The following is a 21,657-nucleotide window of genomic DNA, read 5'->3' on the forward strand; positions in this document are numbered from 1 at the left end:
TTCAGGCGAGGCGGAGCGTGACGCCCTGGGGGCTCGCGTCGACCGCGACCACGCGCAGCACGGTGCCGTCCGGCGTCGTCACCGACAGGACGTCGTTGCCGTGCGTGCGGATCGTCGCGATCTGGAGCTGCGAGATCAGCACCCGCGTCCCGAGCGCGGCGGCCTCTGGGTCGGGCGGCAGCGGCGTCGGGGTCACGGAGGCTCCCATGCCCTGTGCGCGGATCGCCGCGGCCGGGGTGAGGCCGCCGGCAGGCGATGCGGCCTGCGCGTCCCGGACGGCGTCGATGGCGGGCTGGGAGCCCGTGGTCGTGGGCGCCGTCGGCTGCTGACCCGTCACGGCCGGGACTACACCCGTGGCGGGCGGTGACGGCGGGGCGGGGACGACGGGCTGGGCGCCCGTCGCGAGCGCGCGGGCCCTGTGCTCCTGCAGGGTCTGCACGACGACGTCGAGCAGGTCGTCGACCTCGTCGATCGCGTAGCCCTCGCGGAACTTCACGGTGTCGAAGACCTTGGCGAGGACGTCCTCGGGGCCCAGCAGGCCGGGCGTCGTGGCCGCGGCCCCTGCCTCGAGCGACGTCAGCGTCTGCCCGACCTCGTCGAGGTAGCCGTCGACCTCCTCGATGTCGTAGCCCTCACGGAACTTCGTCGTGCTGAACTTGCGGGACCGGACGTCCTCCGCGGTGATCATCGCTCCTCCGTTCTCGACCCCCCACCTGGTGCAACTCTCGCACGATCAACGCCCCGGGAGTAACACGAACAGACCGGACGAACCGGGCAGGAGGTCCTCAGGGCCGACGGACACCGCTCAGCGCGGGCGGCTCAGGGGCGCGGGACGTTCCGCAGGTTCGACCGGGCCATCGACACGGCCTCGCCCATCCCGTTGCCCATGATCTCCTTGCTCATCGCGACGACGAACCCGCGCACCTGCCCGGCCGTGATCGTCGGCGGCAGGGAGAGGGCCCGCGGGTCGGTGACGACGTCGACGAGCGCCGGTCCGGGCCGGTCGAGCGCGCCCCGCAGCGCACCCCGCACGTCCTGCGGACGCTCGACGCGCACCGCGGGGATGCCCATGGCCGTCGCGATCGCCGCGTAGTCGAAGTGCGGCGACTCCGTCCCGAAGTTCGGCAGCCCGTCGACGAGCATCTCGAGCCGGACCATCGCGAGCGACGCGTTGTCGAACAGCACGATCTTCACCGGCAGGTCGTAGGCCTTGATGGTGAGCAGGTCGCCGAGGAGCATCGACAGCCCGCCGTCGCCGGACATCGCGACGACCTGGCGGCCCGGCTCCGCGGAGGCGACGCCGATCGCGTGCGGCATCGCGTTCGCCATCGACCCGTGCAGGAAGCTCCCGATCACGCGGCGCTTCCCGTTCGGGCTGATGTAGCGCGCGGCCCAGACGTTGCACATGCCGGTGTCGACGGTGAAGACGGCGTCGTCGGCGGCCTCCTGGTCGAGGATGTCGGCGACGTACTCCGGGTGGATGGGGGTGACCTTCTCGACGTCCTTCGTGTACGCGCCGACGACGCCCGTGAGGGACTTCACGTGCTTCTTGCGCATCTCGTCGAGGAACTTCCGGTCCTTCTTGGTGTCGACGAGGGGCAGCAGCCCGCGCACGGTCTCCCCGGCGTCCCCGACGACGGCGAGGTCCAGCCGGGTGCGCCGGCCGAGGTGGGAGGGGTCGAGGTCGACCTGGGCGGTGCGCACGTCCTCGGGAAGGAACTGGTCGTACGGGAAGTCGGTGCCGAGCAGGATCAGCAGGTCCGCCTCGTGCATGGCGTCGTAGCAGGACCCGTACCCGAGCAGCCCGGACATCCCGACGTCGAACGGGTTGTCGTACTGGATCCACTCCTTGCCGCGCAGGGAGTGACCCACGGGGGAGGCGATCTTGTCGGCGAGGGCGAGGACGTCGTCGTGCGCGCCGCGGACGCCCGCGCCCGCGAAGATCGTGACCTTCTTGGCGCCGTTGATGGCGTCGGCGAGCTCGCGCAGGGCGTCGGGCGACGGGATGGACCGCGGGGTGGCCGGCGGCGTGACGATCGGGTCGATGCCGGGCACGACGGGCGGTGCGTCGTGGTCGGCGACGTCCCCCGGGATGGTGAGCACCGCGACGCCGGGGCCGCCGAGCGCGTGCTGGATAGCCGAGTTGATGACGCGCGGCGCCTGGGCCGCGGACGAGATCATCTCCGAGTACACCGAGCACTCCGTGAAGAGCCGGTCGGGGTGGGTCTCCTGGAAGAAGCTCGTGCCGATCTGCGCGCTCGGGATGTGGCTCGCGATCGCGAGGACGGGCACGCGGGACCGGTTCGCGTCGTACAGGCCGTTGATGAGGTGCAGGTTGCCCGGCCCGCACGACCCGGCGCACACCGCGAGGCTGCCCGTGACCTCGGCCTCGCCCGCGGCCGCGAACGCCGCGACCTCCTCGTGGCGCACGTGCACCCACTCGATCTCGTCGGACCGCCGGACGGCGTCGACGACGGGGTTGAGGCTGTCGCCCACGATCCCGTAGATCCGCTTCACGCCGGCCGAGACGAGCTGGGCGACCAGCAGGTCGGCGACGGTCTTGTTGCGCTTGTCCTGGGGTGACTTGCGTCCGAGAGCCATGGCTCCCATGCTCCGCCCGCCGCGCCGGGGCCGCAGTTCGAGGCGGTGTGACGTGCGTCGTCGTCCACATGGGGACTTGTCCCCATGTCCACCGATGCGTCCTCTCCGCTACGTTTCGCGTGCCGAGGCGAGGAGAGCAGGATGAGCGGTCAGCTGGTGGCCATGCCCACCCGGGCGTGGGAGGGCCCCGACCCCGACGACGACGGCGGCCCGGCCGCGGGCGAGGACGTCGCCGCGCGCGTGGTCCGGCTGGGGGAGAGGGGCCGGTCGCTCGCGTGCGTCGCGTGAGGAGGTGCGGCGCCCACCCCGGGTGCGAATCGGCCACACCACTCGATAGGCCGTCGCCGGCCCGGGCGTCGGGGCCCCCGGGGCGGAGGTGTGGTGGCTGGCGCCGCAACGACCAAGAGCGCGGGGCGCTCGCGAACCTGAGCTCAGACGTGCGTCTCGATGCGGATCCGTGCGCTGCGCCGCAGGACGCCGATCGACGCGACCACGAGGACGGTCGCCGCCCCGGCGGCGGCGAGCACCACGAGGTAGCCGGCGTGCGCGCCGGCGGCGTCGATCCGCGAGCCGGCGACGGCGGAGCCGATCGACACGCCGATCCCGAGCGCGGTCCCGGCCCACGCGAGGCCCTCGGTGAGCTGGCCCGGGGACACGACCTGCTGGATGAGGCCGTTGCCGTTGATGAGCGTCGGGGCGATCGCGAACCCGGTCACGAACATGACGGCGACGAGCGCGGGGATCGAGTCGACGAGGCGGAACATGGAGACGCCGAGCGCGAGCACGACCATGCCCACCACGAACCGCTTCCAGAGCGCCGAACGCCAGTGCCGCGCGCCGTAGAGGAGCCCGCCGCACAGCGAGCCGGCGGCGAAGACCGCGAGGATGGCGCCGGCCCACGGCTTGTGGCCGTGCTCGTCGGCGAAGGCGATGGTCGAGACGTCGGTCGCGCCGAAGACGACGCCCAGCGCGACGAACACCACGCACACGACCACCGCGGCGGGGTTCCGCAGGACGGAGCGCCGGCGTGCGCCGTCGGCAGGGCGGGGGACGGGCGGCGGCTCGGTGGCGCGCAAGGACAGGAACCACAGCCCGCCGAGGAGTCCGCCGACGAGTGGTACGGCGAGCCCGGACCACGGCGTGACGCTCGTGGCGAGCAGGGTCGCGACGACGGGTCCGACGACGAACACGACCTCGTCGAGCGCGGACTCCAGCGAGTAGGCGGTGTGGAGGCGGCGGGGATCGTCGATGACCTTCGACCAGCGGGCGCGGACCATCGAGCCGAACGACCCGGCCCCGCCGCCCGCGAGGATCGCGAACACGTACAGCAGCGCCTCGGGCGCCCGGGTCACGGCGGTCACGATCAACCCGACCAGCCCGACGCTCGCGACGGCCAGCATGGGCAGCATGACGCGGCGCTGGCCACGGCGGTCGACGAGCCGCGCGAGCTGGGGCGAGCAGAGGGCCTGCGCGACGACGAGCACCGCGGAGATCCGCCCTGCGAGCGCGTACGAGTGGTACAGCCCCTGGATCATCAGGACGGTGCCGATGCCGACCATCGACATGGGCAGCCGCGCGATCAGGCCGGACGCCGAGAACTGCAGCGCCCCCGGCACCCGCAGGATCGCGGCGTACGGGTTGCGCGACGCGCGACCGTCGGGCGACGGCACCGCCACGGGCGGCGTGGTGGGGTCGGGGGACGGCGACGAGCCGACCAGCTCGGGGCTGGTCGGCTCGTGGTTCTGCTGGGGTGAGGGATCCTGAAGCATTTCTAGTACAACGGTACCAGAACTTTCGCGCAACCACCCGGACGCCGCGGCTGGGTGCTGAAGTCACGACAACGGCGAGCCGGGAGAAGAGCGGGAAGGAGGAGGCCGGGGGGTGCGAAGGGCGTGGCGGGGCTGGCGGGAGGCCCCGAGGAACGAGGGGCCGGATGGTAGCCCGAGCGCCCTCCGGCCCCCTCCTTCCCGCGGACGCACCCCGCGGGCAGGAGACGTGACCTCAGCGATACAGACGGACGTCCGCGACGCTCCACCAGGAGCCCGACGTTCCCGTCTGGGTGATCTTCACGTACCGGGCGAGGGTCAGCCGGAGGTCCGCGTTGACGAGCTGCCCGGTCCCGCTGCCCGTGGCCTTGGTGGTCCAGTGCGTCCCGTCGAGGCTGGTGCTGACGGCCCAGCCGCGGGGGTAGTCGCCGAGGTTGTCGCCCGCGTCGACGGCGACGCGGCGGAGCTCGGTGACCTTCCCGAGGTCGAGCTGGACGTACTGGCCGGGCGCCTGGGCGGCGCCGGAGGACCAGCGGGTGGAGGCGTCGGCGTCGATGGCGAGCTTCGCGTCGTCGGGCGCGCTGGAGGCCGTGGCGGTCGCGTGCGCGAGCGACACGGGCACGAGTCCGGACAGCCCGGAACCGAGGAACGCCCCGCGGGTCGCGGACGCCGGCCAGGTGAACGTGGCGAGCGCCCCGCCGGGCAGGGTGTACTCGAACGTCCGGGAGCCGACGGCGACGGCGAAGGACCGCGGGTCGTCGTTCTCGTTGTGGACGACGAGCGCGGTCGAGCCGTCGGGGTTGCGGAACGCGACGTCCATGAGCTGGCCGTTCCAGCCGGTGGTGCCGAACGACGTGGAGCCGATGCGTACGGCGCCCTGCTTCACGAACTTCGAGAGGTGCCCGATGGTGTAGTACTCGGCGTTCTCGCTGTAGGTGCCGTCGGGGTGGACGGCGAGGAACCCGGTGCAGGTGTCGCAGCCGCCGAGGTGGGGGCCGCCATCGTCGTCGAGGGCGAGGTTCCAGTCGGCGACGGTCTTGGCCCAGTTGCGGGTGGTGCCGATGGTGATGGTGCGGGCGTGCCAGGTGAGGGTGCCGCGGAAGTACTGGGCGGGGGTGTCGTCGGCGCCGTGGGACCCCGAGCACTCGGTGAAGTAGATGCCCTTGTCCGGGTGGGCGTCGTGGAGCGCGGTCTGGGCGCTGGGGTCGCCCGAGTAGCAGTGGTACGCGGTGCCGGTGATCCACTTCGCGGCGGGCGAGTCGAGGAGCTGGTACGGGTAGTCGGTCTCGCCGCCGGGCTCGTCGGGCGGGGCGGACGCGGCGTCGTTGGGGTGCGTGGACCAGTTGTGGTCGTAGCCGAGGATCTTGGTCCGGGGACTGGCCTTCTTGAGGAGCGGGCCGAGGGCCTCGATGACCTTCTCCTCCTGCTTCACGCCCATGTCGGTGCCCGGGTACGCGGACGGGGTCCGGTTCTGGGGCTCGTTCTGGACGGTCAGGTAGTCGATGGGCACGCCGGCCGCGGCGTACGCCTTGACGTACTTGACGAGGTAGCGGGCGTACGCGTCGTAGTAGGCGGGGTCGTCCTTGAGGCGGCCGCCGACGAGCGAGTCGTTGGTCTTCATCCAGGCCGGCGGTGACCACGGGGTGGCGACGACCTTGATGGCCGGGTTGAGCTTCTTGGCCTGGCGGAGCAGGGGGAGGATCTGCTTCTCGTCGTGGGCGATGGTGAAGTGCTCGAGCCCGAGGTCGGTCTGGCCGGGGGCGACGTCGTCGTAGGTGTAGTGCTCGCTGGTCGCCGTGAAGTCGGAGGAGCCGACGGGCTGGCGCAGGAAGCTGACGCCAATGCCGTCGGTGGGGCTGAACAGGTCGCGCATGGCCTTCGTGCGCTCGGCGGGGCTCAGCTGGTACAGCACGGCTGCGGTCGAGTCGGTGAGCGCGCCGCCGAAGCCGTCCATGGTCTGGTAAGTGGTGGCGGGGTCGATCGTGATGGTCGTGCGGGTCGAGCTGCCCGTCGTGAACCGGGTGGGCGCCTGCTCGGCGAGGCGCTGCGCGCCGTCGGGGGTGGTCACCCAGACCCGCACGTCGTCGCTGCTCGCGTGGCCCGGGTGGGCGTCAGCGGCGAGCGCGGGGGTGAGCGCGAGCGCGGCGGACGCGGCGAGCGCGGTGCCGGCCGCGGCGGCGCGGCGCCGCGGGTGGCGTGGGGTGGTCGGTGGCGGCGGTGACGTCATGGTCGTTCCTCTCGTCGTCGAGCGGTGGCTCCCCTGCCGCGGCGCTCGCGGAGCGATCCGTCATGGAACACTCCATGGAACATCTGCGTACCGGGTGCCGTCCTCTCTCATCGATGCACGACATTCGGCGCGATGTCAACGTGGCTTCCGTCGTCGTTTACGATCCATCCGTGGAACGCAACGAAGCGCCCGGCCATGGGTAGGCGGCCCAGCGGCCGCGTCACCGTCCGACAGGTCGCCGACGCGACCGGCTACTCCGTCGGGACCGTCTCGCGCGCGCTCAGCGGGCACCCTGCCGTCGCCCCCAGCACCCGCGAAGAGATCCTCGCGACGGCCGCCCGCCTCGGCGCCCCGGCCGGCCCCGCGCCGCGCCGCGCCCCCGACGCGCCCGTCCTCGTGCGCTGCCCCTACGTGCTCGACGACTACTTCGGCCGGGTCGTCACCGCCGTCGTCGAGACACTGGCGCTCCACGGGCGCCGCACTGTCCTCGACACCGGCGAGACCGTCGGGGACCGCCCGGCGCTCGTCGGGCTCGCCGACGACCGCGACCTCGCGGGAGCCGTGCTCGTCCTCCCGCCCGAACCCGTGCGCACGCTCGAGGCGCTGCGCGCGGGCGGGTTCCCGTTCGTTGTCGTCGACCCCATGACCGCCCTGCCCGCCGACGTCCCCACCGTCTCCGCCGCCCACCTCACCAGCGCCCGCGCGCTCACCTCGCACCTGCTGGACCTCGGGCACCGGCGGATCGGCGTCGTCGGCGGGCCCCCCGAGTGGCTCGCCAGCCGGTCGCGGCTCGCCGGGCACGCGTCGGCGCTCGCGGACGTCGGTCTCCTCCCGGACCCGACCCTGCGGCGCAGCGTCCGGCCGACCGCCGACGAGGGGTACGCGGCGGCGTGCGACCTGCTCGACGCACCCGGTCCGGGCGGCCCGCCGACGGCGGTCGTGGCGTTCAACGACAAGGTCGCGTCCGGGGTGCTGCGGGCCGCGGCGGAGCGGGGGCTGCGCGTCCCCGGCGACCTGTCCGTGACCGGCTTCGACGATCTCGACCTCGCGCGGTCCACGGTGCCCCCGCTCACGACGGCGCACCAGCCGCTCGAGGAGATGGGGCGGATGGCCGTGTCGCTGCTCGTGCGGCTGGTGGCCGGTCAGGCCGTCGACGGGCTCCACGTGTCGCTCGCGACCGAGCTCGTCGTGCGAGGCTCCACGGCCCCACCGAAGTCCTCGCCGACATAGACGGGCGGCCGGTACATCTCGGCGGAAGTTGGTATCCGGCAAGGGTCAGGTCTGTTGCCCGGGCGGCCGGTCTGGTAGACACGCCGCATGAGTCGTGCGCTGGCGCTCGGGGGAGCGTGTGTCGTCGTGGGTGTGCTTGCGGTCTCGGGCTGTGCCATCAAGTCCGACGCGGCAGGCGCAGCACCGTCTCCGCCGGCGTCCGACACAGCCACGCAGCACGCGACGCCGTCTGCGCCGGACCAGGGCACCGGTGGGCTCACCGGACCCGCGCCGACGTCGTCGTCGGGGGTGTCGGCGGACGCGCGGTGCACGGACGGCAAGCCCGTGACGATCGACGGTGACCAGGTCGGCGGGTTCGAAGGCTGGTGGAACAGCACGCCCGCCGACGCCGACGGCAACTACGCGGACCCGTCCACCTGGGAGCCGCAGATGGTCGAGCATCCGGCGACGGCTGAGGTCGCGACCGACACCGGCGTCGCGCTCGAGGTCTGCGACCGCGGCACCGGGTTCGACACCGCGGGCTACCGCGCGCCGAAGGACCACCACGGCTGGCCGCGGCACAGCGTCGTCCTGCTCGACGCGCGGACCGGCAAGCTGCTCGAGACCCTCCACGCCGCCGGCTGAGCGCGGCAGGTCGGTCAGATCACGTAGCCGCCCCCGCACACCAGCGTCTGCCCCGAGATGTAGTCGGACTCGGGCAGGCACATGAGGTACACGGCGCCGGCGGCCTCGGCGGGGGTACCGGGTCGGCCGAGGGGCACCTGGGCTGTCATCGCGTCCATGAGCTGGGGACTGACGCCCACGGAGATCTCCTGGCCCTGCACGGTGATGGTGCCTGCACCTGCGGGGGCGTTCGTCAGACGGGTCGCGATGAGGCCGAACGCGACCGTGTTCACGGTGACGTCGTAGCGGCCCCACTCCTTCGCGAGGGTCTTCGTCAGCCCGGTCACCCCCGCCTTCGCGGCCGCGTAGTTGACCTGGCCCGCGTTGCCGCCCAGCCCGGAGATCGAGGAGATGTTGACCACCTTGCGGCACGGCACCGGCTCACCTGCCGCACGGGCCGCCTTGACCGCCGCGGAGATGACCGGCTGCGCGGCACGCAGGATGCGGAACGGCGCCTTGAGGTGGACGTCGATCATGGCGTCCCACTGGTCGTCGGTCATCTTCTGGATGACGGTGTCCCACGTGTAGCCCGCGTTGTTGACGATGATGTCGAGGCCGCCGAACGTGTCGACCGCGGTCTGCACGAAGCGCTCCGCGAAACCCTCCTCGGTGACGCTGCCCGTGCAGGGCACGGCGCGCCCGCCTGAGGCGACGACGGCCGCGACGGTGGCCGCGGCGGGCTCGTCGTCGAGGTCGTTGACGACCACCGCCGCGCCCTCGGAGGCGAGCTTGAGCACGATCTCGCGCCCGATGCCTCGGCCCGCTCCGGAGACGAGGGCGACCTTGCCGTCGAGCGTGCCCATCAGAGCACCCCCAGCACGATCGCCGAGCCCTGGCCGCCGCCGCCACAGGCCGCCGCGACACCCACCGCGCCCGACCCGAGCGCCTCGAGCCGCCGGGCCAGGTGGCCCACGATCCTCGCCCCGGACGCCCCGATGGGATGCCCGAGCGCGATCGCGCCGCCGTTCGTGTTGACGATCCCCGGGTCGAGGCCGAGGTGGTCCGTGGACGCCACCACCACCGAGGCGAACGCCTCGTTGATCTCGACGGCCCCGAACCCGTGGCCGTCGAGGCCCGCCCGGGCGCAGGCGGCCGAGACGGCGTGCGCCGGCTGGAGGTGCAGCCCCACGTCGGGGCCTGCGACGAGGCCGTGCCCGAGGACCCGGACGCCCGTGAGGCCGAGCGCCTCCGCCACGTCGTCGGCGACGAGGACCAGCGCCGCGGCGCCGTCGGAGATCTGCGACGCGTTGCCTGCCGTGATGGTGCCGTCGGGCCGGAACGCGGGTCGCAGGCGGCCCAGCGTGTCGAGCGAGGCGTCGGGGCGGACGCCGTCGTCGGCGTCGACCGTGACGTCGCCGCGTCGGCCGGGCACGTCGACGGGCACGATCTCGCCCTTGAGGAACGCCTCCGCGGCGGCGGCGCGCGTGTGCGACGCGACCGCGAACGCGTCCTGCGCTTCGCGTGTCTGCCAGGCCGCGCCCGCGTACGCGTCGCCGTAGCGCTCGGTGCTCAGGCCCATGGAGTCGTGCTCGAACGCGTCCGTGAGGCCGTCGTGCTGCATGGTGTCGAGCAGCTCGACCGGCCCGAACCGCTGCCCGGCGCGCGACCCGACCCACGCGTGCGGCGCGAGCGTCATCGACTCCATGCCGAGCGCCGCCACGACCCGGGCCTCGCCCGTCGAGACGAGCCGGTGCGCCTGCACGACGGCCTCGGCGCCCGAGAGGCACACGGCGTTGAGCGTGAGCGCCGGCGTCGTCATCGGGACGCCCGCGCCGACGGCGGCCTGCCGGGCCGGGTTCTGGCCCGCACCGCCCTGCAGCACCTGCCCGCCGAGGACGACGTCGACGTCGTCGGGCACGATGCCCGACGCCTCCAGCGCCGCGGCCAGCGCGTGGGCGCCGAGCGTGGTCGCGGGCACGGACGCGAACGCGCCGTTGGCCTTGACGAACGGGGTGCGCCGGTAGCCGACGATGACGGTCATGGCTCCTCCTGGGTCGGGGGTTCGAGGTCGACGGTGAGATCCGGTTCCGTGGCCGCTCGCACGTCGTCGACGGTGACGCCGGGCGCCAGACGCCGCAGCACCAGACCCGTGGGTGCGACGTCGAGCACCGCACGGTCGGTGACGATGCGGTTCACCACGCCCTCGCCCGTGAGAGGGAGCGTGCAGCGACGGCGGACCTTCGGCGAGCCGTCGCGGGACACGTGGTCCATGAGGACGACGATGCGCGGCGCGCCCGCGACCAGGTCCATCGCGCCGCCCGGACCCTTGACGAGCTTGCCCGGCACGGTCCAGTTGGCCAGGTCGCCCGACTCGGAGACCTCGAGCGCGCCGAGGATCGCGATGCTCACGTGCCCGCCGCGGATCATGGCGAACGACTCCGCGGAGTCGAAGTAGCTCGCACCGGGCAGCGCGGTGACCGTCTGCTTGCCGGCGTTGATGAGGTCCGCGTCCTCCTCGCCCTCGTACGGGAAGGGGCCGATGCCGAGCATCCCGTTCTCGGACTGGAGCGTGATGCGGACGCCGGACGGGAGGTGGTTGGCCACCAGGGTCGGGATGCCGATGCCCAGGTTGACGTAGTCGCCGTCGCGCAGCTCGGCGGCGGCGACGGCGGCCATCTCGTCCCGCGTCCAGGTCATCGGGCACCTCCTGCGGGTCGGACCGTGCGCTGCTCGATGTCCTTGACCCGGTCGCGTGCGGGCACGAGACGGTCCACGTAGATGCCGGGCGTCACGACGACGTCCGGGTCGAGGGGCTCGTCGCCGATCTGCTCCGCCTCGACGACCGTCACGCGCCCCGCCGCGGCGACCAGGGGGTTGAAGTTGCGGGCCGTGTACCGGTAGACGAGGTTGCCGTACCGGTCCGCGCGGTACGCGTGCACGAGCGCCAGGTCGGCGACGACGGCCCGCTCCAGCACGTAGCGCCGGCCGTCGAACTCCTGGACGGGCTTGTCCTCGGCGAGCGGCGTCCCCACGCCTGTCGCCGTGTAGAACGCGGGGATGCCGGCCCCGCCCGCGCGCAGCCGCTCGGCCAGCGTGCCCTGCGGCACGAACTCGACGTCCAGGTCGCCGTCGAGGAACCGCTGCGCGAACAGCTTGTTCTCGCCGACGTACGACGACAGCACGTGTCGGACCTGGTCGTTCTCGAGCAGGATCCCGAGGCCCTTCCCGTCGACGCCCATGTTGTTGGACACGACGGTCAGGTCGCGGACGCCCGAGTCCCGCACCGCCTCGATCAGGTCGTTCGGGTTGCCGCTCAGCCCGAACCCGCCCACCGCGATCGTCATGCCGTCGCGCAGCAGCCCGTCGAGCGCGTGGCCGGCCGTGGGATGCAGCGCCGTCATCGTCGGACCTCCTCGTCGTCGTGCCGGGCGGTGAGACCGGCGCGGCGCAGCACGGCGCGCGCCTGCTCGAGCACCGGACCGTCCACCATCCGGCCGTCCAGCGCGAAGACCCCCCGCGCGGACGTCGCCGCGGCGAGCACCTCGCGGGCCGCCGCCACGTCCTGGGGCGTCGGGGCGTACGCCGCGCGGATCACCGGCACCTGCGCCGGGTGCACGCACATGCTCGCGACGAAGCCGACCGCGGCCGCGTCGAGGGCCTCCGCGCGCAGCCCGTCGAGGTCGTCGAGGTCGAGGTGCACGGCGTCGATCGCCGCCTTGCCGCCCGCCCCCGCGGCGAGCAGCACCGCCGAGCGGGCGTGGCGCGCGACGTCCCGGTACCCGCCGTCGGCCCGCCGGCTCGACGTCCCGCCGAGAGACGCGACCAGGTCGTCCGCGCCCCACGCGAGCGCGACGACGTCGGGCCGTGCAGCCAGCGCCGACGCCGCGACCACGCCCGACGCCGTCTCGCACAGCGCGACGACGGCGTACGGCGTGCCGTCCGGCCGCACGAGCGGGCCGACGAACCGGCCGTCCGCCTTGGGCAGCATCAGGGTGCGGTAGGCGGTGCCGGCGAGGGCGGCGAGGTCGGCGTCGTGCTCCCGCGTCCCCGCGGCGTTCACGCGCACGATCGTGCGCGCCGGGTCCAGCGGAGTGTCCACGACGGCCCGCCGTGCCGACTCCTTCGCTTCCGGGCCGACGCCGTCCTCCAGGTCGAGCACGACGGCGTCGGCCCGGTCGAGCGCCTTGGCGAACCGGTCGGGGCGGTCGGCAGGGCAGAACAGCAGCGCCGGGCCCAGGGAGAACGGCTCGGGGTTCACGGCCCCTCCTGGGTGCGGACGAGCGCGGTGCGCACCGCCCGCGCGACGACGTCGTCCGCCTGGTTGCGCCCCACGTGCTCGAAGGTGACGACACCCTCACCCGGCCGGGAGCGCGAGAGCCGCTTGGCTCGGACGGTGGTCTCGCCGTACAGGGTGTCGCCGTGGAACACGGGGTGAGGGAACGCGACCTCGGAGAAGCCGAGGTTAGCGACGGTCGTGTCGCGGTTCAGGTGCGCCACCGCGAGCCCGACCAGGGTGGCCAGCGTGAGCATCGAGTTCGTCAGCGGCCTGCCGAACGGCTGCGTCGCGGCCCAGGCGGCGTCGAGGTGCAGGCCCTGCGGGTTCATCGTCAGGGTCGAGAACAGGACGTCGTCGGCCTCGGTCAGGGTGCGCCCCGGACGGTGGACGTAGCGCACGCCCTCCTCGAGCTCCTCGTAGAAGAGCCCGCGCTGCACGACGTCGGCACTCATGCGGTCAGCCCCAGGTCCCGGGCGAGGATCATGAGCTGCACCTCGGTGGTGCCTTCGCCGATCTCGAGCACCTTCGCGTCGCGATAGTGCCGGGCCACGGGGTTCTCGTTGAGGAACCCGTACCCGCCGAAGATCTGGGCGGCGTCGCGCGCGTTCGCCATCGCAGCCTCGGACGCCACGAGCTTCGCGACCGACGCCTCCGCCTTGAACGGCTCCCCGTGCACGAGCTTCTGCGCGGCGTCGAACCAGCACAGCCGGGCCGAGTGGGCCCGCGCCTCCATGCGCGCGAGCATGAACGCGACATGCTGGTGGGACCCGATGCTGCTGCCGAACACGGTGCGCGTCCCCGCGTAGCGCAGCGCCTCCTCGAGGCAGCCCTGCGCGGCGCCCGACGCGAGCGCCGCGAACGCGACCCGGCCCTCGTCGAGCACGTGCAGGAAGTTCGCGTAGCCGCGTCCGCGTTCGCCCAGGAGGTTCTCGTCCGGGACGCGCACCCCGGTCAGGGTGAGCGGGTGCGTGTCCGAGGTGTGCCAGCCGACCTTGTCGTAGTCGGGCCCGACGGCGAGGCCCGGCGTGCCCGCGGGCACGAGGAACGAGGACAGCTCCTTGCGGCCGGTGCCGGGGTCGCCCGTCACCGCGGTGATGGTGATGACGCTCGTGATCGGGGTGCCCGAATTGGTGATGAACTGCTTGCTGCCGTCGATGACCCACGTGCCGTCCTCGAGTCGTGCCGTGGTGCGCGTCGCCCCGGCGTCGGAGCCGGCCTCCGCCTCGGTGAGGCCGAACGCGCCGAGCGCCCGGCCGCTGACCAGGTCCGGGAGCCAGCGCTCGCGCTGTGCCTCGGTGCCGTGCCGGTAGATCGGCATGACGCCGAGCCCGACGCCGGCCTCGAGCGTCACGGCGATCGACTGGTCGACGCGCGCGAGGGCCTCGACAGCGAGGCACAGGGACACGTAGTCCTTGCCCTGCCCACCGACCTCGACGGGGAACGGCAGGCCGAACAGCCCGAGGTCGCCCATCTGCCGGATGATCTCGATCGGCAGCCGCCGCTCGGTGTCGTACTGGTAGGCCGCGGGCGCGACGACCTCGTCGGCGAAGTCGCGGACCGTGGCGGCGAGCTTGAGCTGCTCGTCGGTGAGGCCGTGGGTCTCGGTGATCATGACGCTCCTCGGGTGTCGGAGTTCGTGGTCTCGACGACGGCGACCACCTCGTCGAGCCGGACCTGGTCGCCGGACCGGACGCGCAGGCGCAGGGTGCCGCCGCGCGGCGCGGTCAGCGGGTGCTCCATCTTCATGGCCTCGACGACGACGACGGTCGCGCCGCGCTCGACGGGGTCGCCGTCCGCGCCGAGGACCGCGACGACGGCGCCGGGGATCGCCGCGCGGACCTCGCCGGACGCCTGACCGTCCGTCGGGAGCGGCGCGCGCAGGGCGCGTCGGCGGGCGGCCTGCTCGGCGCGGGTGAGCACGGTGAAGGCTGCGGACCGGCCGCCGGCGCCCACCCAGGTCGCTGCCGGGGTGGGGGCGGCCCAGACCTGCTGCGTGGTGCCGTCCAGGGTCACCAACCAGGCGCGGGGCGGGCCGGCGGGGCGGAGCGACACCGCGACCGGGCGCCGCCCGTCGAGGGAGACGGTCGGGCCTGCGCCCGTGACGTCGACGGTGTGCTCGGCGCCGGCGTCGTCGACGAGCGCGACGCGCCGCGGGACGGGCGGGGCGTTGAGCCGCCAGCCGTCGTTCGCGGTCCACGGGCCGTTGCCGGCCGGCGGGAGCGTCAGCAGCGCGGCCGCCGTCAGCAGCAAGGCGTCCGGCTCCTTCGCGGGATGCGCGGTGACCAGGCGGTCGATCAGGCCCGTGTCGAGCCGACCAGCGCGCACGTCGTCGTCCGACAGCAGGTCGCGCAGGAAGGCCTGGTTGGTCTCGACGCCCAGGACGACGACGGAGCCCAGCAGCGAGTCGAGGCGGTCGAGCGCCTGACCCCGGTCGGCGCCGTGGGCCACCGCCTTCGCGAGCAGCGGGTCGAAGTCCCCGGTGACGGCCGTGCCGGCCGCGATGCCGCTGTCGAGCCGGAGCGGCGCCGAGCCGGGCCCGGCCGCCGCCCCCGCGTCGTCGTACACGAGGACGCGTCCCGTCGCGGGCAGGAAGCCCCGGGACGGCGACTCGGCGTAGAGGCGGGCCTCGACGGCGTGCCCCGTGACCCGCACGTCGGACTGAGCGAACGGCAGCGGCTCGCCCGCCGCGGCACGCAGCTGGAGCTCGACGAGGTCGAGGCCCGTGACGAGCTCCGTGACGGGGTGCTCGACCTGCAGGCGCGTGTTCATCTCGATGAACCAGAACGACGTCGGGTCGTCGGCGGGCACGAGGAACTCGACCGTGCCGACGCCCACGTACCCGACGGACCGGGCGACCTCGCACGCCGCCTCGCCCAGCCGGGCGCGCGTGGCGTCGTCGAGCGCGGGCGAGGGTGCCTCCTCGACCACCTTCTGGTAGCGGCGCTGGAGCGTGCACTCGCGCTCGCCGAGGTGCACCACGGCGCCGTGCGCGTCGGCGAGCACCTGGACCTCGATGTGGCGGGGGCGCTCGACGAGGTGCTCGAGCAGCAGGGTGTCGTCGCCGAACGACGCCCCGGCGACGCGCCGCGCGGACTCGAGCGCGGCCGGCAGCTCGCCCGGCATGCGGACGACGACCATGCCCTTGCCGCCGCCGCCCGCCGACGGCTTGACCAGCAGCGGGTAGCCGACGTCGCGGGCCGTCGCCGCGATCTCCGCAGCCGGCGTCCCGGTGGCGAGGGCAGCGCCGTCGAGCGTGCCCGGGAGGACCGGCACGCCGCGCCCGCCGACGAGCCGCTTCGCGGCGAGCTTGTCGGCCATGAGCTCGAGCGCCGTCGTCGGCGGACCGACGAACGTCAGCCCCGCGCGGGCGCACGCCTGCGCGAGCGCCGGGCTCTCGGACAGGAACCCGTAGCCCGGGTGGACCGCCTCGGCACCCGTGGCGACGGCGGCGCCGACGACGGCGTCGACGTCGAGGTACGCGGCCCGTGCGCCCCGGTGGTCGCTCCCGTCGAGCCGGACCGCGACGTCGGCCTCGCGCACGTGCCGCGCGTCCCCGTCGGCCGCCGTGTGCACCGCCACGGACCGCACGCCCAGGCGGCGGAGCGTGCCGAGCACCCGGCAGGCGATCTCGCCCCGGTTGGCCACGAGCACGCTGGTGAACACGGCCATCACATCCGGAAGAGCCCGAACGCGGGCTCGCCGAGAGGGGTGCGGGCGCAGACGGAGAGCGCGAGGCCCAGCACGCGGCGCGTGTCCGCAGGGTCGATGATGCCGTCGTCCCACAGGCGGGCCGTCGCGTGGTACGGGTCGCCCTGCCGCTCGTACCGGTCGCGGACGGACGCACGGAACGCGGCCTCGGCGTCGGGGTCCCAGGCCTCTCCGGACCGCGCGAGCTGCTCCTTCTTGACCGTCGCGAGCACCGACGACGCCTGCGCGCCGCCCATGACGCCGATCCGGCTGCCCGGCCACGACCACAGGAAGCGCGGCGAGTACGCGCGCCCGCACATGGCGTAGTTGCCCGCCCCGAACGACCCGCCGACGATCACGGAGAGCTTCGGCACGCGCGTCGTCGCGACGGCGGTGACCATCTTGGCGCCGTCCTTCGCGATGCCGCCCGCCTCGGCATCGGTGCCCACCATGAACCCGGAGATGTTCTGGAGGAACACGAGCGGGATGCCGCGCTGGTCGCACAGCTCGACGAAGTGCGCGCCCTTGAGCGCCGACGCGCCGAACAGCACGCCCTGGTTCGCGAGCACGCCCACGGGGTGCCCGTGGATCCGCGCGAACCCCGTGACGAGCGTGGTGCCGTACTCGGCCTTGAACTCGTGCAGCGTGCTGCCGTCGACGACGCGGGCGATCACCTCGCGCGGGTCGTAGGGCTGCTGCACGTCCGTCGGCACGGCCGCGTACAGGCCCGCGGGGTCCACGGCCGGGTCGACGACGTCGACGACGTCCCACGCCGGTGCCGGGTCGGGCGGGAGCGTGGCGACGATGCCGCGCACCAGGTCGAGCGCGTGCTCGTCGTCGTCGGCGAGGTGGTCGACGACGCCGGACCGGCGGGCGTGCAGCTCGCCCCCGCCCAGCTCCTCCGCGCTGACGACCTCGCCGATGGCGGCCCGCACCAGCGGCGGCCCGCCCAGGAAGATCGTGCCCTGGCCGCGCACGATGACCGTCTCGTCGCTCATCGCGGGCACGTAGGCCCCGCCCGCCGTGCACGAGCCCAGGACGGCTGCGATCTGCGGGATGCGCGCCGCCGAGAGGCGGGCCTGGTGGTAGAAGATCCGGCCGAAGTGGTCGCGGTCGGGGAACACCTCGTCCTGCAGGGGCAGGAACGCGCCCCCGGAGTCGACCAGGTACACGCAGGGCAGGCGGTTCTCGAGCGCGATCTCCTGGGCGCGCAGGTGCTTCTTGACGGTCAGCGGGTGGTACGTGCCGCCCTTGACGGTCGCGTCGTTGCACACGACCATCACCTGCCGGCCCTCGACCAGCCCGATCCCCGCGATCACGCCGGCGCCCGGCCAGGTGCCGCTGCCGCCGTCGGCGGGTGGGTCGATGCCGTAGCCGGCCAGGGGGGCGATCTCCAGGAACGGGCTGCCCTCGTCGAGCAGCCGCTCCACGCGCTCGCGCGGGAGGAGCTTGCCGCGGGCCACGTGCGTGGCGCGGGCCCGCTCCGGGCCGCCGACGGCGACGGCCGCGGTGCGCTCGCGCAGCTGGTCGGCGAGGGCCCGCTGCGCCGCGTCGGCGCGGCGGGCGGCGTCGGAACGCGGGTCGACGGCGGTCGTCAGGACGGTCACGCGGCACCCCCGGTGCTGACGGTGCCGGCGGCTGAGCCGACCACGACGGCCAGCGCGGGGTCGCCCAGGACGGCGCCGAGGTCGGCGAGGAACCGGGCCGCCTGCTCGCCGTCGACCACCCGGTGGTCGAACGTCAGGCTCAACGTCACGACGTCGCGCAGCGCGACCTGGCCGTCGTGCTCCCACGGGCGGCGGCGGACCGCGCCGATCCCGAGGATCGCGGCCTCGCCCGGGTTGAGGATCGGGGTGCCGGTGTCGACGCCGAACACGCCGACGTTGGTGATCGTGAACGTCCCGCCCGTGAGGCGCTCGGGCGCGGTGCGCCCGTCGCGGGCGGTGCGCGTCAGCTGCGTGAGCGCGGCCGCGAGCTCGGGCAGCCCCAGCGCGTCGGCCGACGGGATGTTCGGAACGACGAGGCCGCGGTCCGTCGCGACGGCGATCCCGAGGTTCACGTGCGCCGGGTGCACGATCTCCGCGGACCCGTCGGGGAGCTCGGACCAGCGGCTCGCGAGCGCGGGGTGCGAGCCCAGCAGGGCGCACACCGCTCGCGCGACCAGCGCCAGCTGGGTGATCCGCTCGCCGCGGGCGAGCGGGTGGCTGCGCAGCCGCTCGAGCAGCTCCGTGCTCGCGGTCGCGTCCAGGGTGAGCAGCACCGACGCCTGCGGGGCCGTGAAGGCGCTCGCGACCATCGCCGCGGCGGTGTGCTTGCGCACACCGCGCACCGGCGTGCGGGTCTCGACGGCGTCCGCGGCGTCCGTCGTGGGCGCCCGTCCGGCGGGCGCTCCTCCGGCGAGCGCAGCGGCCGCGACCTCGACGTCGTCACGCGTCACCTGGCCTCGGGGTCCGGACCCGGGGACGATCGTCAGGTCGACGCCGAGCCGGCGCGCGAGCGTCCGGACGACCGGCGTCGCGCGAGCCCGATCGGTCGGCGCGACGGTGGCGACCGGCGTGGCCTCGGCCGGGCGCGGCGGCGTTGCCGGCGGGGTGGCGTAGCGCCGTGGTCGTCGCGTCGGGCGCCCGCCCCGCTCGGGCGCGGCGCCGTACCCCACGAGCGTCGGGGCAGGGGACCCGGGTACGGGCTCCGGCGCCTCGACGCCGGCACCGTCGGCACCGCCGGCGGCGCCGGACCCGTCGGTCACGTCGAACGTGACCAGCGGCTCGCCCACGCGCACCGTCTGCCCCTCCTCGGCGTGCAGTCCGGTGACGACGCCCGCGCAGGGCGACGGGATCTCGACGAGCGCCTTCGCGGTCTCTACCTCGGCGATCACCTGGTTGAGCGCGACGGCGTCGCCGACTCCGACGTGCCACGCGATGACGTCGGACTCGGTGAGGCCCTCGCCGAGGTCGGGCAGCTGGAACTCCCGCGTGCTCACGCGATCACCGCCCCGGTCGACGGCACCCGGCCGAGCACCCGGTCGACGCCGTCGAGGATGCGGTCGAGGTCGGGTACGTGGTGCATCTCGAGCTTGGCCGGCGGGTAGGGGATGTCGTGACCGGTGACGCGGACGGGTGCGGCCTCGAGGTACTCGAAGCACCGCTCGGTGGCGGTCGCGGCGATCTCCGCGCCGACGCCGGCCTCGTGCGGCCCTTCGTGCGCGACGACGAGCCGGCCCGTGCGCCGCACCGACGCGGCGACGGCGTCGTGGTCGGCGGGGGACAGGGACCGCAGGTCGATCACCTCGACGGAGACGCCGTCGTCGGCGGCCGCGGTGGCGGCGTCGACCGCGGTGGCGACGAGCCCGCCGTACGTCACGAGCGTGACGTCGCTGCCGGGCACGACGACGCGGGCCGCCCCCATGGGCGGTGCGTCGGCGAGCGCGGTCTCGGTGTCCACCTCGCCCTTGGTGTAGTAGCGCCGCTTCGGCTCGAAGAAGACCACGGGGTCGTCGCACGCGATCGCCTGCTGGATCACCGTGTACGCGTCCTGCGGGCCGGCCACCTCGACCACGCGCAGGCCCGCCGTGTGCACGAAGTACGCCTCCGGCGACTCGGAGTGGTGCTCGGCGGCGCCGGTGCCTCCGCCGACGGGGATGCGGATCGTGATCGGCAGCCGGACCGCTCCCGCGGTGCGTGCGAGCATGCGTGCGACCTGGCTGACGATCTGGTCGAAGGCGACGTAGACGAACCCGTCGAACTGGATCTCCACCACCGGCCGGTAGCCGCGGTAGGCCAGGCCCACCGCGGCACCGAGGATGCCGGCCTCCGCGAGGGGCGTGTCCATGACGCGGCGCGGGCCGAACTCCGCCTGGAGCCCGTCGGTGACGCGGAAGACGCCGCCGAGCCGGCCGATGTCCTCACCGAGCAGCACCACCGACGGGTCGTCCGCCAGGGACCGGCGCAGCCCCAGGTTGATGGCCTTCGCCAGCGTGAGCTCCGTCATCGGGCACCGCCCGCGACGTCGTCGGCGAACCCGGCGAGGTACTGCGCGTACCCGTCGCGCTCGGCCGCGAGCGCCGGGTTCGGCTCCGCGTACACGTGCTCGAAGATCGACAGCGGGGGCGGGGTCTCGATCGCCGCGAGGTCCGTCCGCAGCGCGGCGGCCATCCGGTCGGCGACGTCGCGGACGTGCGCGTCGGCGGCGTCGGTGAGCACGTCGCGGTCACGCAGGTAGGCGCTGAGCCGGTCGATCGGGTCGCGTCGCTCCCACGCCTCGACCTCGGCGGTCCCGCGGTATCGGGTCGGGTCGTCGGCCGTCGTGTGGGGTCCGCGGCGGTACGTCACCGCCTCGACGAGCGTGGGGCCGCCGCCCGTCCGCGCCCGGTGCAGCGCGGCGCGCGTCACCGCCAGCACGGCCAGGACGTCGTTGCCGTCCACCCGGACGCCCGTGAGCCCGAAGCCGTCGGCGCGGGCCACGAGCGGCACGTGGGACTGGAGCGCCACGGGCTCGGAGATCGCCCACTGGTTGTTCTGGCAGAAGAAGACGACGGGCGCCGACCACGTGGCCGCGAAGACGAACGCCTCGTTGACCGCGCCCTGGCTCATCGCGCCGTCGCCGAAGTAGCTGACGACGGCGGCGGTGCCGTCGGCGCGGCCGGTGTCATGCTCGGCGTCGGCGAGGACACCCATCGCGTACCCCACGCCGTGCAGCGCGTGCCCGCCCACGATGATCTGCGGGGTGGCCATGTTGACCGCGTACGGGTCCCAGCCTGCGGTGACGACGCCGCGCCATCCGCGCACCAGGTCCAGAGGGGTGACCCCGCGCACGTACGCGACGCCGTGCTCGCGGTAGCTGCTGAACACGAAGTCGTCGCGCCGCAGCGCGTGCGCGGAGCCGATCTGGGCGGCCTCCTGCCCCAGGAGGGGCGGCCACAGCGCGAGCTCGCCCTGCCGCTGGAGCGCGGTGGCCTCGGTGTCGACGCGCCGCACCACGACCATGTCCTCCAGGAGCCGGAGCAGGGCCCGGTCGTCGCCGTCGACGTCGGTCAGCCACCGGTCGTGCTCCGGCGACGGGTGCCGGACGCCGTCCGGGTCGAGGAGCCGGACCGTGCCGGCGCCTCCGTCCGCGCCCTCGTCTGCGAGGCGCCCGTCCGGCGCCCCGGCCTCGTGTGTCGTCAGGTTCTCGCGCGCGGTTCCCGCGGGTGACAGGTCGTCGCGCGTCGTCGAATCCGTGATGCCTGGCATGGTCGCCTCGCCTCGCGTCTCCGCCGGCCCTCCTCGTCG

At 74.1% G+C, this 21,657-nt stretch carries 19 protein-coding genes; 3 read left to right on the top strand and 16 right to left on the bottom strand.

Translation table 11 applies throughout. From position 1 onward, the window contains the following. Position 1 precedes the first annotated feature (1 nt). Together KDY119_RS00815 and KDY119_RS00820 are read right to left on the bottom strand one after the other, a co-directional pair. Positions 2–688 carry a DivIVA domain-containing protein gene (locus tag KDY119_RS00815; RefSeq protein ID WP_051136870.1) on the bottom strand — a complete coding sequence of 229 codons (687 nt, stop codon included), beginning with the start codon at positions 686–688 and terminating at the stop codon, positions 2–4. 131 nt (positions 689–819) lie between these two features. Continuing rightward, positions 820–2,601: a pyruvate dehydrogenase gene (locus tag KDY119_RS00820; protein ID WP_051136871.1), complete on the bottom strand. Its 1,782-nt coding sequence runs from the start codon at positions 2,599–2,601 to the stop codon at positions 820–822. Between the two features lie 141 nt (positions 2,602–2,742). Between KDY119_RS00820 and KDY119_RS00825 the strand changes: the two genes are divergently transcribed. Beyond that, a complete protein-coding gene (locus KDY119_RS00825; RefSeq protein WP_153021803.1) occupies positions 2,743–2,889 on the top strand; it encodes a hypothetical protein in 147 nt (48 codons plus the stop codon). Positions 2,890–3,032: 143 nt separating this feature from the next. Here the strand turns inward: KDY119_RS00825 and KDY119_RS00830 are convergent, their stop codons facing one another. Together KDY119_RS00830 and KDY119_RS00835 are read right to left on the bottom strand one after the other, a co-directional pair. After that, the gene (locus tag KDY119_RS00830; RefSeq protein WP_083891155.1) at positions 3,033–4,370 is read right to left on the bottom strand and encodes an MFS transporter; all 1,338 of its coding nucleotides are present in this window, start codon (positions 4,368–4,370) and stop codon (positions 3,033–3,035) included. Between the two features lie 232 nt (positions 4,371–4,602). After that, entirely contained in the window at positions 4,603–6,594 is a 1,992-nt protein-coding gene (locus tag KDY119_RS00835; protein WP_153021804.1) for a discoidin domain-containing protein, read from the bottom strand. Positions 6,595–6,789: 195 nt separating this feature from the next. Between KDY119_RS00835 and KDY119_RS00840 the strand changes: the two genes are divergently transcribed. Both KDY119_RS00840 and KDY119_RS00845 read left to right on the top strand, forming a co-directional pair. Further along, positions 6,790–7,824: a LacI family DNA-binding transcriptional regulator gene (locus tag KDY119_RS00840; protein WP_153021805.1), complete on the top strand. Its 1,035-nt coding sequence runs from the start codon at positions 6,790–6,792 to the stop codon at positions 7,822–7,824. Positions 7,825–7,911: 87 nt separating this feature from the next. Beyond that, positions 7,912–8,448 carry a hypothetical protein gene (locus tag KDY119_RS00845; protein WP_148284306.1) on the top strand — a complete coding sequence of 179 codons (537 nt, stop codon included), beginning with the start codon at positions 7,912–7,914 and terminating at the stop codon, positions 8,446–8,448. 14 nt (positions 8,449–8,462) lie between these two features. Here KDY119_RS00845 and KDY119_RS00850 read toward each other — a convergent pair whose 3' ends face one another. Genes KDY119_RS00850 through KDY119_RS00905 form a run of 12 tightly spaced genes read right to left on the bottom strand, consistent with a single transcriptional unit; the run spans position 8,463 to position 21,618 of the window. Next, positions 8,463–9,290, bottom strand: a complete 828-nt coding sequence (locus tag KDY119_RS00850; RefSeq protein ID WP_036954257.1) for an SDR family NAD(P)-dependent oxidoreductase — start codon at positions 9,288–9,290, stop codon at positions 8,463–8,465. Then, positions 9,290–10,468 (bottom strand): acetyl-CoA C-acyltransferase, encoded by a 1,179-nt coding sequence (locus KDY119_RS00855; protein WP_036954258.1) that lies wholly within the window; start codon positions 10,466–10,468, stop codon positions 9,290–9,292. The genes KDY119_RS00850 and KDY119_RS00855 overlap by 1 nt, the downstream gene beginning before the upstream one ends. After that, positions 10,465–11,124, bottom strand: a complete 660-nt coding sequence (locus KDY119_RS00860; RefSeq protein WP_153021806.1) for a CoA transferase subunit B — start codon at positions 11,122–11,124, stop codon at positions 10,465–10,467. Before KDY119_RS00860 ends, KDY119_RS00855 begins: the two co-directional genes overlap by 4 nt. Continuing rightward, entirely contained in the window at positions 11,121–11,828 is a 708-nt protein-coding gene (locus tag KDY119_RS00865) for a CoA transferase subunit A (RefSeq protein ID WP_153021807.1), read from the bottom strand. The genes KDY119_RS00860 and KDY119_RS00865 overlap by 4 nt, the downstream gene beginning before the upstream one ends. Further along, positions 11,825–12,685 carry an HpcH/HpaI aldolase/citrate lyase family protein gene (locus KDY119_RS00870; RefSeq protein ID WP_153021808.1) on the bottom strand — a complete coding sequence of 287 codons (861 nt, stop codon included), beginning with the start codon at positions 12,683–12,685 and terminating at the stop codon, positions 11,825–11,827. The genes KDY119_RS00865 and KDY119_RS00870 overlap by 4 nt, the downstream gene beginning before the upstream one ends. Then, positions 12,682–13,155 carry a MaoC family dehydratase gene (locus KDY119_RS00875; RefSeq protein ID WP_036954262.1) on the bottom strand — a complete coding sequence of 158 codons (474 nt, stop codon included), beginning with the start codon at positions 13,153–13,155 and terminating at the stop codon, positions 12,682–12,684. Before KDY119_RS00875 ends, KDY119_RS00870 begins: the two co-directional genes overlap by 4 nt. Beyond that, entirely contained in the window at positions 13,152–14,315 is a 1,164-nt protein-coding gene (locus tag KDY119_RS00880; protein ID WP_036954263.1) for an acyl-CoA dehydrogenase family protein, read from the bottom strand. The genes KDY119_RS00875 and KDY119_RS00880 overlap by 4 nt, the downstream gene beginning before the upstream one ends. Then, positions 14,312–16,372, bottom strand: a complete 2,061-nt coding sequence (locus KDY119_RS00885; protein WP_153021809.1) for an ATP-binding protein — start codon at positions 16,370–16,372, stop codon at positions 14,312–14,314. Before KDY119_RS00885 ends, KDY119_RS00880 begins: the two co-directional genes overlap by 4 nt. Continuing rightward, complete coding sequence (locus KDY119_RS00890) at positions 16,372–17,997, bottom strand: carboxyl transferase domain-containing protein (RefSeq protein ID WP_153021810.1); 1,626 nt, start codon at positions 17,995–17,997, stop codon at positions 16,372–16,374. Before KDY119_RS00890 ends, KDY119_RS00885 begins: the two co-directional genes overlap by 1 nt. After that, on the bottom strand, positions 17,994–19,370 hold the full coding sequence (locus KDY119_RS00895; protein WP_153021811.1) for a dihydrolipoamide acetyltransferase family protein: 1,377 nt from the start codon (positions 19,368–19,370) through the stop codon (positions 17,994–17,996). Before KDY119_RS00895 ends, KDY119_RS00890 begins: the two co-directional genes overlap by 4 nt. Continuing rightward, positions 19,367–20,377: an alpha-ketoacid dehydrogenase subunit beta gene (locus KDY119_RS00900; RefSeq protein WP_036954266.1), complete on the bottom strand. Its 1,011-nt coding sequence runs from the start codon at positions 20,375–20,377 to the stop codon at positions 19,367–19,369. Before KDY119_RS00900 ends, KDY119_RS00895 begins: the two co-directional genes overlap by 4 nt. Further along, positions 20,374–21,618 carry a thiamine pyrophosphate-dependent dehydrogenase E1 component subunit alpha gene (locus KDY119_RS00905; protein ID WP_036954267.1) on the bottom strand — a complete coding sequence of 415 codons (1,245 nt, stop codon included), beginning with the start codon at positions 21,616–21,618 and terminating at the stop codon, positions 20,374–20,376. The genes KDY119_RS00900 and KDY119_RS00905 overlap by 4 nt, the downstream gene beginning before the upstream one ends. Between the last annotated feature and the right edge of the window lie 39 nt (positions 21,619–21,657).

It is taken from the genome of Luteimicrobium xylanilyticum, assembly GCF_009429125.1.
GTDB classification, from domain to species: Bacteria; Actinomycetota; Actinomycetes; order Actinomycetales; family Cellulomonadaceae; genus Luteimicrobium; species Luteimicrobium xylanilyticum.